This window comes from Streptomyces sp. BHT-5-2 (assembly GCF_019774615.1).
In the GTDB taxonomy this organism is placed as follows: Bacteria; Actinomycetota; Actinomycetes; order Streptomycetales; family Streptomycetaceae; genus Streptomyces.
Genome location: NZ_CP081496.1, coordinates 890,636 through 903,901 on the forward strand (window position 1 = coordinate 890,636; position 13,266 = coordinate 903,901).

12 protein-coding genes are annotated in these 13,266 nt (G+C 74.1%); 7 read left to right on the forward strand and 5 right to left on the reverse strand.

What is annotated here, in order from left to right; genetic code table 11:
- Positions 1-183: 183 nt before the first annotated feature.
- Positions 184-555 carry a helix-turn-helix transcriptional regulator gene (locus K2224_RS03740; RefSeq protein WP_260692325.1) on the reverse strand — a complete coding sequence of 124 codons (372 nt, stop codon included), beginning with the start codon at positions 553-555 and terminating at the stop codon, positions 184-186.
- Positions 556-884: 329 nt separating this feature from the next.
- Between K2224_RS03740 and K2224_RS03745 the strand changes: the two genes are divergently transcribed.
- Together K2224_RS03745 and K2224_RS03750 are read left to right on the forward strand one after the other, a co-directional pair.
- Positions 885-2,084 carry an MFS transporter gene (locus tag K2224_RS03745; RefSeq protein WP_260693404.1) on the forward strand — a complete coding sequence of 400 codons (1,200 nt, stop codon included), beginning with the start codon at positions 885-887 and terminating at the stop codon, positions 2,082-2,084.
- A 286-nt stretch (positions 2,085-2,370) separates the two neighbouring features.
- Positions 2,371-3,573, forward strand: coding sequence for an IS110 family transposase (locus K2224_RS03750; protein ID WP_221909414.1), 1,203 nt, complete (start codon positions 2,371-2,373; stop codon positions 3,571-3,573).
- 60 nt (positions 3,574-3,633) lie between these two features.
- Here the strand turns inward: K2224_RS03750 and K2224_RS03755 are convergent, their stop codons facing one another.
- Entirely contained in the window at positions 3,634-4,734 is a 1,101-nt protein-coding gene (locus tag K2224_RS03755; RefSeq protein ID WP_221905242.1) for a MerR family transcriptional regulator, read from the reverse strand.
- A gap of 145 nt (positions 4,735-4,879) precedes the next feature.
- Positions 4,880-6,133 (reverse strand): amidohydrolase, encoded by a 1,254-nt coding sequence (locus K2224_RS03760; RefSeq protein WP_221905243.1) that lies wholly within the window; start codon positions 6,131-6,133, stop codon positions 4,880-4,882.
- Between the two features lie 225 nt (positions 6,134-6,358).
- On the opposite strand from K2224_RS03760, the gene K2224_RS03765 reads away from it, so the two are divergent.
- The 4 genes from K2224_RS03765 to K2224_RS03780 all read left to right on the forward strand — a co-directional run bounded on the left by K2224_RS03765 (position 6,359) and on the right by K2224_RS03780 (position 11,143).
- Positions 6,359-7,390, forward strand: coding sequence for a methyltransferase (locus tag K2224_RS03765; protein WP_221905244.1), 1,032 nt, complete (start codon positions 6,359-6,361; stop codon positions 7,388-7,390).
- A gap of 107 nt (positions 7,391-7,497) precedes the next feature.
- Positions 7,498-8,658 (forward strand): low temperature requirement protein A, encoded by a 1,161-nt coding sequence (locus K2224_RS03770; protein WP_221905245.1) that lies wholly within the window; start codon positions 7,498-7,500, stop codon positions 8,656-8,658.
- A gap of 465 nt (positions 8,659-9,123) precedes the next feature.
- The gene (locus tag K2224_RS03775) at positions 9,124-9,939 is read left to right on the forward strand and encodes a L,D-transpeptidase family protein (protein WP_221905246.1); all 816 of its coding nucleotides are present in this window, start codon (positions 9,124-9,126) and stop codon (positions 9,937-9,939) included.
- A 55-nt stretch (positions 9,940-9,994) separates the two neighbouring features.
- Positions 9,995-11,143: a P1 family peptidase gene (locus K2224_RS03780; RefSeq protein WP_221905247.1), complete on the forward strand. Its 1,149-nt coding sequence runs from the start codon at positions 9,995-9,997 to the stop codon at positions 11,141-11,143.
- Here the strand turns inward: K2224_RS03780 and K2224_RS03785 are convergent.
- Positions 11,140-11,856: a VIT family protein gene (locus tag K2224_RS03785; RefSeq protein ID WP_221905248.1), complete on the reverse strand. Its 717-nt coding sequence runs from the start codon at positions 11,854-11,856 to the stop codon at positions 11,140-11,142. The genes K2224_RS03780 and K2224_RS03785 overlap by 4 nt on opposite strands.
- Positions 11,857-11,950: 94 nt before the next feature.
- On the opposite strand from K2224_RS03785, the gene K2224_RS03790 reads away from it, so the two are divergent.
- Positions 11,951-12,640, forward strand: a complete 690-nt coding sequence (locus tag K2224_RS03790; protein WP_260692326.1) for a YIP1 family protein — start codon at positions 11,951-11,953, stop codon at positions 12,638-12,640.
- Positions 12,641-12,682: 42 nt separating this feature from the next.
- Here the strand turns inward: K2224_RS03790 and K2224_RS03795 are convergent, their stop codons facing one another.
- Entirely contained in the window at positions 12,683-12,964 is a 282-nt protein-coding gene (locus K2224_RS03795; protein ID WP_221905249.1) for a hypothetical protein, read from the reverse strand.
- Positions 12,965-13,266 lie beyond the last annotated feature (302 nt).

Consider the following 13,266-nt stretch of genomic DNA (forward strand, 5'->3'; position numbering starts at 1 on the left):
GGACGGGGCGCCTCGCCCGTCCGGACGGCCCGTCAACTGACCGGCGGGTCCCGGGTGTTATCACCCGCCCCGCCGGGCAGGGATCCCGCGAGGGGCGCCCGCTCCCCCTAGGGGTCACCCGCCTCCCGCCTCAGGGTTCCACCCCGCGCCCTCACGCCCCCACACATCCACCCCTCCCCGCCCTCACTCCCGCCAGTCGGCGACCAGGGCCAGCAGGCCGGGGAACCGGGTCTCCAGGTCCTCGATACGGACGTGACTGCGGCGCTCCAGGCCGTACTGACGCTGGCGGATCAGCCCGGCCTCGCGCAGGGTCCGGAAGTGGTGGGTGAGCGAGGACTTGGGGCGGTCCAGGCCGAACCAGCCGCAGGTGTGGTCGAAAGCCTCCGACTCCAGCAACAGGGTGCGCACGATCCCCATCCGCAGCGGGTCACTCAGCGCACCCATGACGACCTCCAGCCGCAGGGCGTCCCGCGCGGGCTCCGGCAGCGGCTCGGGCGCGTCGGCGGGGACGGGCCTCTGAAGCGCGGCGAGATCCAGCCGCGCCCCAGCGCTCACCCCGGCGCTCACCCCAGCACCCGCCTTCGAGCCCGCCCGACTCTCCAACCCCTTGCTCCCCTTGCTCCCCTTGCTCCCCTCGCTCCGCCCCGCACCCATCCCGACACTCCTCTCGCTCGGCGACCCGGGTGGCCCCAGTTACCCCAGTGCCCCAGTAGCCCCACCCCTAGTACGACTTGCATCGTACTGCAATTGCCTGTACGAATTTCCTCGTACCGCTTGTGCGAATCATCTCGTACTTGCTGGATGAGGAGGGGACACCCATGCCCGGAACCCGTACGGCAGCGCCCACGGCCGGAACCCGCACGGCACCGACGCCCGCACCCCACATGCCGCCCGCACCACCCGCACCGCCCACCAGAGAGATCTGGTTCGCCGCCTGGCCGGTGGTCGCCCTCTTCGTCCTGTCGAACGCGGCGATGCCGCTGTACGCGCTCTGGCAGCGGCAACTCGGCTTCAGCTCGGGCACATTGACGCTGATCTACGCGGCCTACATGGTCGGACTGCTGGGCGCGCTGCCGGTGGCGGGGGTCGCCTCGGACCGCGTCGGGCGGAAGCCGGTCCTGGTGCCGGCGCTGCTCCTGGGACTCGTCGCCTGCCTCGTCTACGCCACCGCGCCCTCGGTCGCCGCGTTGGTCGCCGCCCGCCTGCTGACCGGCGTGGCCACGGGCGTCGCGGTGTCGGCCGGGATGGCGGCGGTGACGGACATCGCCGCCGACCGGCGGATCGGGCCGCTGCTGGCGTCCACCGGGATGGTCCTGGGCGCCGGGATCGGCCCCGTGCTGGCCGGGGTGCTGTCGGAGACCGTGCCCGGGCCGACCGTGACGGTCTTCGTCGTGGAGGCCGCCCTGCTGATCACGGCGGTGGTGGCGGTGGCCAGGATGCCGCTGCCGCGGCGGGAGCGCGGGGCGGGCGCCGCCGCGGCCGGCTCCTGGGTGCGGCTGCCGGCCGTGCCCCGGGCCAACCGGCGTCATCTCGCCCTCGGGCTGGCCGCGTTCGCCCCGGGCATCAGCGCCACCTCGTTCGTACTGTCGCTCGGGCCGTCGCTGCTGGCCGGTCTGCTCGGGACCACGAACCGGGCGCTGGCCGGCGGGATGGCGCTGGCGATGTTCCTGTCGGCCACCGGTGTGCAGTTCGTGCTGCGGCGGCGGGCCGTCCGCACCGTGCTGCTGGTCTCCGGGGCTGCCACCGTCGCCGGCACCCTGGCACTGGTCACCGCCGTCCACACCGCCACGCTCGTCCCGCTGGTCGCCGCGGTGCTGCTGGCCGGCGCGGGCCAGGGCGCCGGCCAGCTGGGCGGGCTGACCCTGCTGAGCCGCGAGGTCCCGGCGGCCCGCCGCGCGGAGGCCAACGCGGCCCTGAACGCCGGGGGTTACCTCCTCGCCGGCGTCCTCCCCGTCGCCGACGGCTACCTCAGCGACGCCATCGGGCTGCCGGCGGCGGCCACCACCTTCGGCCTGGCGGTCGCCGCCCTGGCCGCGGCCGGCGCGGCACTGATCGCGACCAGGGGCGGCCGGCCGCGCGGCTAGCGCCTGCGCCGGAAGTCCCGACTGCCCCTGGGGGACGGCCCCAGGTCCTCCCCATTACCTTCTTGGTGGCCCCGCAATGGGGCGCCCGGCCTTCGGAGTTGGCATGACTTTCTCCCCCTGTCGAACGTATGGCCTGGGGGGTGGTGTCACCGGCTCCGGAGGCATCGACAGACCGCTGATTAGGGGCATGACCACCGGCTTGTCCGCAGGTCGGGAGGCTCTTCGTAATGTGGATGTGGCGATCGGTGCCGTGGGACGGCCGGGCGGGAACGACCAGAGGACGCACGTGATCGACGTCAGTGAGATCGGCGCCTTCCTCGGCCTGGACGTCGGCAAGAGCGAACACCACGCCACCGCCGTCACTCCGGCCGGAAGGAAGGCCTTCGACAAGCGGCTGCCCAACAGCGAACCCAAGCTCCGCGACGTGTTCGCCAAGCTGAAAGCCAAGCACGGCACCGTGCTCGTGGTCGTCGACCAGCCCGCCTCCATCGGCGCCCTGCCGCTGGCCGTGGCCCGCGACATGGACTGCCCCGTGGCTTACCTGCCGGGCCTGACGATGCGGCGGATCGCCGACCTCTACCCCGGTGAAGCCAAAACCGACGCCCGCGACGCCTTCATCATCGCGGACGCGGCCCGGTCGATGCCGCACACTCTGCGGGCCGTCGAGCTTGCCGACGAGGCAGTAGCCGAGCTGGAAATGATCGTGGGTTTCGACGACGACCTGGCCGGCGAAGCCACCCGCATCAGCAACAGACTGCGGGGACTGCTGACACAGATCCACCCGTCGCTGGAACGGGTACTGGGACCGCGAATGCAGCACCCAGCCGTGCTCAAGCTGCTCGACCAGTGCGGTTCGCCGGCCCAGGTCCGCAAGGCCGGACGGCGTCGGCTGGTGAACCTGATCCGCCCAAAGGCACCACGGATGGCGGAACGGCTCGTCGATGACATCTTCACCGCCCTGGACGAGCAGACAGTGGTCGTGCCAGGCACGGCCGCGGCCGCATTGATCGTCCCCAGCCTCGCCAGCTCGCTCCAGTCGGTACTTGACCAGCGCAAACTCCTCGCCACAAGGATCGAGGAACTGCTGGAGGCTCACCCTCTTTCCAAGGTCCTGACGTCCATGCCGGGGATCGGCGTCAGGACCGGAGCACGCATCCTCATCGACATCGGCGACGCCAGCAGCTTCCCCAGCGCCGCCCACCTCGCCGCCTACGCCGGCCTCGCCCCGGCAACCCGCAGTTCCGGGTCCTCCATCCGCGGCGAACAGCCATCGCGCAGAGGAAACAAACAGCTCAAACGCGCCTTCTTCCTCTCCGCGTTCGCCGCCCTGGCCGACCCCGTCTCCAGGGCCTACTACGACAAGAAGATCGCCCAGGGAAAACACCACACCCAAGCCCTCCTCTGCCTCGCCAGACGACGAGCCGACGTGCTCTTCGCCATGCTCCGCGACGGCACCTTCTACCAACCCCAACCAGCCCCCACGGGTTGACGAAACCCATAGGGGCACCCCCCCGCTACGCCCCCGCGTCCCCCACGGCGCCCGCGTCCCTCATGCCCCCTCCCCCTCCGTCACCACATCCGCCACCACGCACCCCACGTTGTCCGGCGCCCCGGCCTCGTGGGCGCGGCGGACCAGCTCGGCGACCGCCTGCTGCGGGGTGGCCGCGCCGGCGAGGGCCGCCCGGATCTCCTCGGGCGGGACGACGCCGGTCAGGCCGTCGGTGCAGAGCAGATAGCGCTCGCCGGGCCGGGCGTCGAGCAGTTGGAGGTCCGGGGCGAAGTCGACGCCGGCGTCCAGGGACCGCAGCAACAGGGCGCGTTGCGGATGCGACGGCGCCTCCTCGGGCGTGAGCCGGCCCTCGTCGATGAGGGACTGCACCAGGCTGTGGTCGTGGGTGAGGCGGACGAGCCCGGAGTCCCGCAGGACGTAGGCCCGCGAGTCCCCGATGTGCAGCAGCGCCAGCCGGGCGCCGGAACGCAGCAGCGCGGTGAGGGTGCTGCCGGTCGCCTCGTCGGCCGTCGGCGCGGCACGGTGGGCGTCCCGGGCCGCCTCCTCCAGGACGGTGAGCAGGTCGGCGGCGGTCAGATCCCGGTCCGCCAGGGGCCTCAGCGCCTCGATGGCGGCGGTGGCGGCCGGTCCGCCACGGGGGCCGTAGCCGTCGGCGACCGCCAGCAGGTGCGGGCCGGCGTAGGCCGCGTCCTGTTGGGCGGTGCGCACCAGCCCTCGGTCCGTGAGGGCGGCGCAGCGCATCGTCAACGGGGTCGCGGGGTCCAGGGGTCGGGCCATGGTGGTGTCCTTCCGCTTCAGCTGGTCCACGAGGAAGGCGGCCAGGTCCCGGCGGGCGGCGACATCGGCCTCGACCTGCGCCCAGTACGCGGCGACCGCCCCGGCCGCGGCGTCCGGCGCCAGCTCGCACACCTCGCGGATGCGGGCCAGCGGCATGCCGAGCCGGCGCAGCCAGGCGACCAGCCGGGCGCGCTCCAGCTGGGCCGGGGCGTAGTGGCGGTAGCCGCTGCAGGGGTCGACGTGGACGGGAGTCAGCAGACCGAGCTCGTCGTACAGGCGCAGTGCCTTCGGCGAGAGCCGGGACGCCCGTGCGAACGCCCCGATCGTCAGCAGCTCCCCGTCCCTCCGGTGTGCCCCGTCCACTTGGTGCTCCTCCACGCGCCGTCGCCACCGGGGGACGGCGGCCGTCCTCCTCGTACCGGGCACCTCGCCCGGCCCCGCCGATGCTGGGCCTTCCCCCAGGGACAAGGTCAACGGCCCCCGCCACAGGGCGCCGGGACCGCCCCGGCTACGCCCCGTCCAGCCGGTTCAGCGCCGCGGCCGTCAGCGCCTGCACGCCCATCTCCAGTGTCGGCCGGGCCAGCGGGACGAATTGCGGCGCATGGTTGGAGGGGATGTCCTGGGCCAGCCGCCCGGCGGCCAGCGCGGTGCGGAACTCGTCCGGGTCCCAGCCGCCCAGCCACCAGTAGTACAGCGGTGCCCCGGCGGCGCTCGCGAGCAGCCCCACGTCCTCGCTGCCGGTCGCCGGCTCGTAGGCGAACACCCGCTGCTCGCCGAAGAGCCCGGTGAAGCTCGCGTTGACCTCCGCCAGCACCGCCGTGTCGTTGACGGTCGGCGGGAAGGATTCCAGCCTCCTGGTCTCCGGCTCCCGCGGCGCACCGGACGCGGCCGCCTCGGCCCGCGCGATCCGGTCGACGGCGGCCAGCACGGCGGTCCGCACGTTCTGGTCGAAGCTGCGGACGCTGAGCCGGACGACGGCCCGGTCCGGTATCACGTTGGCGCTGTCCCCGGCGTGGAACGAGCCGACCGTGACCACCGCCTGCTCCTTCGCGGCGATCTCCCGCGCCACCACCGACTGCACCCGCTGCACGAACGCCGCCGCCATCAGGATCGGGTCCACCGTCGTCTCCGGCCGCGAACCGTGGCCGCCGGTCCCGTGGAAGGTGATCTCCAGGGTGTCGGCGGCGGCCATGCACGCCCCCGGGCAGTACGCGATCAGCCCCGCACCGAAGGGCCCGACGTGCTGCCCCAGCACCACGTCGGGCGTGGGCACCAGGCCCTGGCTGTAGAGGCCGTCGTCGAGCATGGCGCGGGCGCCGTTGCCCGCCTCCTCGGCCGGCTGGAACAGCACCACCAGCGTCCCCGACCAGTGCGCGCGGCCCGCGGCGAGCAGGTCGGCGGCCCCCAGCAGGCAGGTCACATGGACGTCGTGCCCGCAGGCGTGCATCCGACCCGGGACGGTGGAGGCGTACGGCACCCCGGAGTTCTCGGTGACCGGCAGCGCGTCCATGTCGGCGCGCAGCAGGACCACCGGGCCGGGGCCGTTGCGCAGTACCCCGGTGACGCCGGTGCCGCCGATTCCGGTCGTCACGTCGTAGCCGTACGCGGTCAGCCGGCGGGCCGCCTCGGCGGCCGTACGGGTCTCCTGGAAGGCGAGTTCGGGGTGGCGGTGCAGGTCTTCGTAGAGGGCCACGAGGTCCGCGAGGCGGGCGTCGAGCGGTGCCAGGACGGATGAGGGGAGGGCATGGTCACGGTCGCTCATACGCGCATTCGACCATGCGCGGGCGCCGCCGTCTGCCCCTGGGGCGGGCGCGTTCCCGCGGCGCGCCCGGCTCCGTTCCCGCCGGCCGGGCCGTCCTGAGCTGGCCGGTACGCAGCGGGTCGGTGTCCGGTCCCCCGTGACACCACCGCCCCCGCCTGCAACCGTGGATCACCATGCCTGCGACGTGGCGCAGCGCATCCCCAAGCCGACGACCGGAGGCTGACGTTGGCCACTTCACCCACCCGACCGGCGGACGAGCCGGCCGATCTCGCGACCCACCTCATGGACCAGGCCATGGGCCATCTGTTCTCCGCCGCGCTGCGCACCGCCGCCCACTACCGCATCGCCGACCGGCTCACCGCGGGCCCGCGCACCCCCGAGCAACTGGCCGCCGCCACCGACACCCACGCCCCGCACCTGCGCCGCGTCCTGCGCTACCTCGCCGCCCGCGGCATCTTCCGCGAGGACACCGCGGGCGCCTACCAACTGACGCCCGCGGCCCGGCAGTTGCGCACCGACGTGCCCGACTCCCTGCACCCCGCCGTCATGATGCTCACCGACGACCTGTTCCTGCGGACGTCCGCCGGCCTGCCCGAGGCGGTACGGCACGGCGGCGCCTCCTTCGAGCGGCTCTTCGGCACGCCGCTCTTCGCCCATCTGGAGTCGGATCCGGCCGGGCGCACGCTCTTCGACGACGGGACGGCGTCGCTGGCCGCCCCGGTGGACGACGCGGTGGCCGCCGCCTATCCCTTCCCCGAGACCGGCACCGTCGTCGACGTCGGCGGCGGCCGCGGGGGCCTGCTGCGCGCGGTGCTGGGTCGCCATCCGCAGCTGACCGGCGTCCTCTTCGACCTGGCGCCGCCACTGGCCCACCACCTGCTGGGCGCCGATGAGCTCAAGGGCCGCTGGCGCACCCAGGAGGGCGACTTCTTCACCTCCGTCCCGGAGGGCGGCGACCTCTACGTCCTCAAACACGTGCTGCACGACTGGCCGGACGACGCCTGCCGCCGCATCCTGCGCGGCTGCCGTACGGCGATGGCGCCCGGCCGCCGCCTGCTGGTCGTCGACTGCGTGCTGCCGCCGGGGAACGCCCCGCACTTCGGCAAGACGATGGACATCGCCATGCTGACGGTCTTCGACGGCCGGGAGCGCAACGCGGACGAGTTCGCGGCGCTGCTGGCGGCCGCCGACTTCCGGCTGACCCGGGTGCTCCCGACGCCGAGCTTCGCGTCGATCGTGGAGGCGGTGGCCGACTAGCGGGCGGCCCGCCCCGACACGCCGCGCCCCGCTGCCCCCGTCGCCGCCGGTCCCGCGCTCTACTGAGGGCCACTCGACCGGCGGCCGACGAGAGGGGCTGGGGCAACGTGACGGTTCTGATGCAGGCGCGCAGCCGCAACGAGGCGCACCGCGCCGCCACCCCACTGGAGCTGTTCTTCGACCTGTGCTTCGTGGTGGCGATCGCCCAGGCCGGCCGCCAACTGGTGCACGCCCTGGCCGAGGGCCATCCGGGGCACGGCGTGGTCGGCTATCTGATGGTGTTCTTCGCCATCTGGCTCGCGTGGCTCAACTTCAGCTGGTTCTCGTCCGCGTACGACACCGACGACGTGCTGTACCGGGTGGTGACGCTCGTTCAGATCGCCGGTGTCCTCGTCCTGGCCGCCGGCGTCCCGCGGGCCTTCGACCACGGCGACTTCCGGGTGGTGTGGTGCGGCTATCTGGTGATGCGGCTGGCGCTGGTCAGCCAGTGGCTGCGGGCCGCCCACGGTGCGCGGGGCGCCGAACGGCGCACCGCCCTCCACTACGCCCTCGGGGTGACCGTCTGCCAGGTCGGCTGGCTGGCACTGCTGTTCCTGCCGCCGGGCGACGCCCCGTGGGTGTTCCTGGTGATGGGCACGCTGGAGCTGTCGGTCCCGGCGCTCGCCGAACGCCGGCGGCAGACGACCTGGCACCCGCACCACATCGCCGAGCGCTACGGCTTGTTCACCCTCATCGTGCTGGGCGAGACGGTCTCGGCGGCGACCGTGGCCGTGCAGTCGGCGCTCGACGAGCACCACGACCCGGGCACGCTGCTGCCGATCGCCGCCGGCGGCCTGCTGCTGGTCTTCGCGGCGTACTGGATCTACTTCGCGGTCCCCATCCACCTCCACCTCCGTTCCAACCGCCAGGCGTTCCTGTGGGGATACGGCCACTACCTGGTGTTCTGCTCGGCCGCGGCGATCGGCGCGGGGATCGAGATCGCGGTGGAGCAGTCGGCCGGCGGCACGCATCTGCCGGTGTACGCGGCGGCGGCCTGTGTCACGGTGCCGGGCGCGCTCTACCTGTTCACGGTGTGGCTGATCCACTCCCGCCACCAGAAGCGCGGTCTCGCCCAGCAACTGGTCCTGCCAGTGTCCGCCGTTCTGGTTCTGGCATGTACGTCCGCCGGGCGTGTCGCGGTCCCGTTGGCGGGTCTGGTGGCGGCCGCCACGGTGGCGGTGGGCGTCACCCTGACGGCCCGCCAGGGCACCGCTCTGGAGGAGGAGTAGCGGCCGCCGGTCGGCCCATCCCGGGTACGGGTGTGAGCGGCGCCCGCCCGGCGCGCCGTCCCCCGTAAGCGTGCCGAACGGCCGTACGCGCGCCCGCCGCGCCCGGCCGCCGGACCACCCGCCGAGCGGCCGGAAAGCACCCGGCGCACCCGGCGATCCCTCCTGCCAACTCACCCTTCACAGAGCGGACTTGGGTCGCATTCCGGCCAACTTTGGGCCACCCCGTCACGCCCTCCGCGGCACGTCACATAGCCCTCGACCGCGATCATTCCCCGCATTCCCATACCAAAGGACCACTCGGCGTGCGGCGTCATCCTCATGCCCTCTACCGTTCACCACGGCCCGCGGAAGCGGCCCCACCGGAACGCGGTAGGGTGCAGATTGCCCTTTTTATGCCTGGGGGCTCTGCGGTCCCGCAGCGACCCACGGGCCGTCCGCCCGTCCGTACCTGAGGAGACGCCAGACATGGCAGCCCGCCACGCCCAGTCCCGTGCGCGCAGGAGACTGTCCCGGCGCAGCAAGGCCGTCGGCGGCCTCGCGCTCTCCACCCTGGTCGGCACCGCCCTGTGGGCCTGGCCGGCCTCGGGCGACGACCACAACGGCCGGCCGGACGCCAAGAGCGGCGCGGCCCGGACGGTCTCCAGCCCGGACACCCCGGCGCCCCACCAGGCCGCGCCGGACGCGGCCCGCGGACTGCGCACCATCCCGGACCTCAGCGACGCCGCCCGCAAGCGCATACCGGCCAACGCCCGCCAGGTCCTCGTCGTCACCGGCAAGGGCACCGACTCGTACGACTCGCGGGTCGTCCTCTACACCCGCGAGCAGGGCTCGGACCTCTGGGAGGCCGGCCCCGCCTGGTCCGCGCACAACGCCGCCCACGGATGGACCACCCAGCACCGCTACGGCGACCTGCGCTCCCCCCAGGGCGTCTACAGCCTCACCGACGCCGGCGGCCGGCTGCCCGCGCCCGAGGGCACCAAGCTCCCCTACGACCACAACACCAGCTTCGTCGCGCACGGCACCGGCGTCGAGGGCGAGCCGCTGGCCGGCGCCTTCGACTACGTCATCGCCATCAACTACAACCGCGTCCCCGGCTCCTCCCCGCTGGACGGCCGGCGGCCCCTGGGCGACGAAAAGGGCGGCGGCGTCTGGCTGCACGTCGACCACGACGGCCCCACCCAGGGCTGCGTCAGCCTCAAGCCCGACGTGATGCGCGCACTGCTGCGCACCCTCGACCCGGCCCTCCACCCGGTCATCGTGATGGGCCCGGTCGGCCACTGACCCCGCTCGGCCATCGGGCCGCGCCGGGCGGGGCCCGCGTGGTACGCATGCCCCCATGACCGACACGCGGCAGCACCAGCGGCAGCCGGGGGGCGGGGACACCCCGCACCCCCCGGGCCCGCACGACGCCCTGACCGATGTCCCCGGCCTGCGGGTCGGGCACGCCCAGCGCATCGGTGACGGCTGGCTCACCGGCACCACCGTCGTCCTGGCCCCCGAGGGCGGCGCCGTCGCGGCGGTCGACGTGCGCGGCGGTGGCCCCGGCACCCGGGAGACCGACGCCCTCGACCCCCGCAACCTCGTCCAGCGGGTCGAGGCGATCGTGCTGACCGGCGGTTCGGCGTTCGGACTTGACGCGGCGTCCGGTGTCGTCGGCTGGCTGGAGGAACGGCACCGCGGCTTCCGGGTCGGCCCCGACCCGGCCCAGGTCGTCCCCGTCGTGCCCGCCGCCGCCCTCTTCGACCTGGGGCGCGGCGGCGACTGGCGGGCCCGCCCGGACGCCGCCCTGGGGCGCGCCGCCGTCGAGGAGGCCGCCCGGACGGCGCCCGGTGCGCCCGTCCGCCAGGGCGTCGTAGGCGCCGGCACCGGCGCGGTCGCGGGCGGCCTCAAGGGCGCCGTGGGCTCCGCCAGCGCCGTCCTGCCCTCCGGGATAACCGTCGCCGCGCTGGCCGCCGTCAACTCCGCGGGCTCCTTCGCCGACCCGCGGACCGGCGCCCTCTACGGCGCACCCGGCCCGCTCCCCGCACCGGAGGTCCACGCGGCCGCCCGGAGCCGCCTCGCCGAGGCCCGGGAGATCTCCGCGGCCCGCTCGGCCGCCTCCGTCCACCCGCCGCTGAACACCACCCTCGCGGTGGTGGCCACCGACGCCGTCCTCACCCGCGCCCAGGCCCAGAAGCTCGCCGGCACCGCGCACGACGGACTGGCCCGTGCGCTGCGCCCCGTGCACCTCCTCAACGACGGCGACACGGTCTTCACGCTGGCCACCGGCGCCCGTCCGCTCGCCGAGGCGGAGGCGCTGGCCGACCCCGTCTTCGCCGTCCACCTGGAAGCGGGCGTCCTGAACGACCTCCTGGCCACCGGCGCCGACGTCCTGACCCGGGCCGTCGTCAAGGCCGCCCGCGCCGCCACCCCGGTGGACGGCCCCGGCGGCCGCTTCCCGTCGTACACCGAGCTGTACGGGGCGACCGGGCCGGGCGGCAGTTAGGCCCCCACCGCCCCCAGGAGGGTCCCCGCCACATAGGTGACGGCCATGGCCAGGGCGCCTCCGGCGACGTTGCGCACGACCGCCGGGGCGACGGGGGCGGTGCCCAGGCGGGCGCTGGTCCAGCCGCACACCGTCAGGGCCGCGAGGACCGCCAGGACGGTGATCCACAGGCGCTGGCCGGCCGGCGGCAGCACGATCGCCAGGAGCGGGAGCAGCGCGCCCGCGGTGAAGGCGAGGAAGCTGGCGCCCGCGGCGTGCCAGGGATTGGTGAGCTCGTCGGGGTCGATGCCGAGCTCCACCTCGGCGTGGGCGCGCAGCGCGTCATGGGCCGTCAGCTGCTCTGCCACCTCCTGCGCCAGTGCGCCGCTGAGGCCCTTGCCCTCCAGGAGTTCGGTCAGTTCCCGGAGTTCGGCCTGCGGTTCGGCGGCCAGTTCGCGCTTCTCCAGGGCCAGTGCGGCCCTCTCGGAGTCGCGCTGGGTGGAGACCGAGACGTATTCGCCGGCGGCCATGGACATCGAGCCGGCCAGCAGTCCGGCGAGCCCGGCCGTCAGCAGTGTGCTGCGCGAGTCGGTGGCGCCGGCGACGCCGACGACGAGTCCGGCGGTGGAGACCACCCCGTCGTTGGCCCCGAGGACCGCCGCGCGCAGCCAGTTGAGGCGGCTGCCGAGGCCACCGCCGTGTGCCTCGTCGTGCTCCGGTGTCTGAAGCGTCACCGGTCGAGCGTCTCATCCGGGTGTCGCGGTCGGCCTCATGTTCCGCTCGACGCCCGCGCGTCGTGCCGGCGCGGCCGGTGGTAGAAACGGCCGTATGTCCGCATCGCCGCCCCCCACGCCTCCCCCCGCACGGCCCGGCCGGCGCGCCGCCGCGCCCTCGGGTGCCCAGCCACCCCCGCCGCCGCCCACGTTGGTGCAGCCGCCGCCCCCCGCACCCGCGCCCGCCCGCCGGGAGCCGGTGCGGCAGCGGCTGTGGTGGCACCGGCTGATATTCGGGCTCTGGTACCGGCCGGTGGACGTCTTCGACGAGGCGCGGGACCGCAGCGCGTGGAGTGCGGCGGTGCTGCTGTGCCTGATCAGCGGCGGGATCGGGATCGTCTCGGTGGACGCGTTCCGCGCCCAGTGGACGGCCGGCCCCGCGGCGGCGCTCCAGTTGGCCGGGCTGGCCGAGGCGGTGCTGCTGCTGGCCAGTCTGGGGCTGGGGGCGGTCACCCACGCGATAGCGCGGACGCTCGGCGGCAACGGGCGGTTCGCGCCGACGGCGAGCCTGTTCGTGGTGCTCTTCTGGGTGACGGACCTGCCGCGGCTGCTCATCGCGGCGTGGCTGCCGGCGAGTTCCACGTTCGTGCAGGCCGCGACGTGGACGACGTGGGGGTTCGGCTACTTCCTCGCGGTGCTGCTGATACGTGGTCAGCACCATCTGCCGACGCGGCGGTCGGCGGCCGCGGTGTCGGTGCAGATGCTGGCGGCGCTGGCGCTGCTCAAGCTGGGGCCGGTGCGGTGAGCCGGGCGCACCGGAGGACCGGTGCGCCCGGCCGACGGGGGGTCAACTTCGGCTGCTGAGCTGCCGCACGAGGTCGTCGAACGCCTGTCGTTCGGCGGGGGTGAGGTCGACGTTCTCCGAGGCGGGCCCGCCGGGGCCGGTCTGGCGCGGTACGGCGTCGAGCCGGATCCGGGCGCGGGACGGCCGCCTACGGAAGGGGAACGGGGCGCCGGTGCCGTGGTGCCCGCGGCGGGTCAGTCCGATCAGGCCGACCGCCCAGAGGACGACGATGACCAGCAGAACGCCTAGGCCGATCTGCTGGAGAATCGAAACGGAGGGGAGCATGCTGTTCCTCCCGAACAAGTGGGCGCTGGGCTAGGCCCCAGTAGACACCACGCGTCTGGCCTTCCAACAGGGGATCTTGGGCCACAAATCCCTAAGTGACACATCTCCTATGACATTTCCCCGCATTCCAGACACCACACGTGTGTTCCTTGCGCGCGTCCCCTGTGTGCGTCGCGGCCGGTCCGGGCGCCCTCCGGGGCCGCCCCGCGCGCCCTCGACCGCATCCTCGTGGCCGACTTCCCTGGACCCGGCCGCCACGCCGGCCGCCGACCCGGGCCTGGCGCACTGCACGATCACCGGCT

Excerpts from the sequence above, each read along its gene's own strand:
- K2224_RS03780 (WP_221905247.1), top strand. The coding sequence starts at position 9,995 with ATGACCGACACGCGGCAGCACCAGCGGCAGCCGGGGGGCGGGGACACC.
- K2224_RS03760 (WP_221905243.1), bottom strand. The coding sequence starts at position 6,133 with ATGAGCGACCGTGACCATGCCCTCCCCTCATCCGTCCTGGCACCGCTC.
- K2224_RS03775 (WP_221905246.1), top strand. The coding sequence starts at position 9,124 with ATGGCAGCCCGCCACGCCCAGTCCCGTGCGCGCAGGAGACTGTCCCGG.
- K2224_RS03790 (WP_260692326.1), top strand. The coding sequence starts at position 11,951 with ATGTCCGCATCGCCGCCCCCCACGCCTCCCCCCGCACGGCCCGGCCGG.
- K2224_RS03745 (WP_260693404.1), top strand. The coding sequence starts at position 885 with ATGCCGCCCGCACCACCCGCACCGCCCACCAGAGAGATCTGGTTCGCC.
- K2224_RS03795 (WP_221905249.1), bottom strand. The coding sequence starts at position 12,964 with ATGCTCCCCTCCGTTTCGATTCTCCAGCAGATCGGCCTAGGCGTTCTG.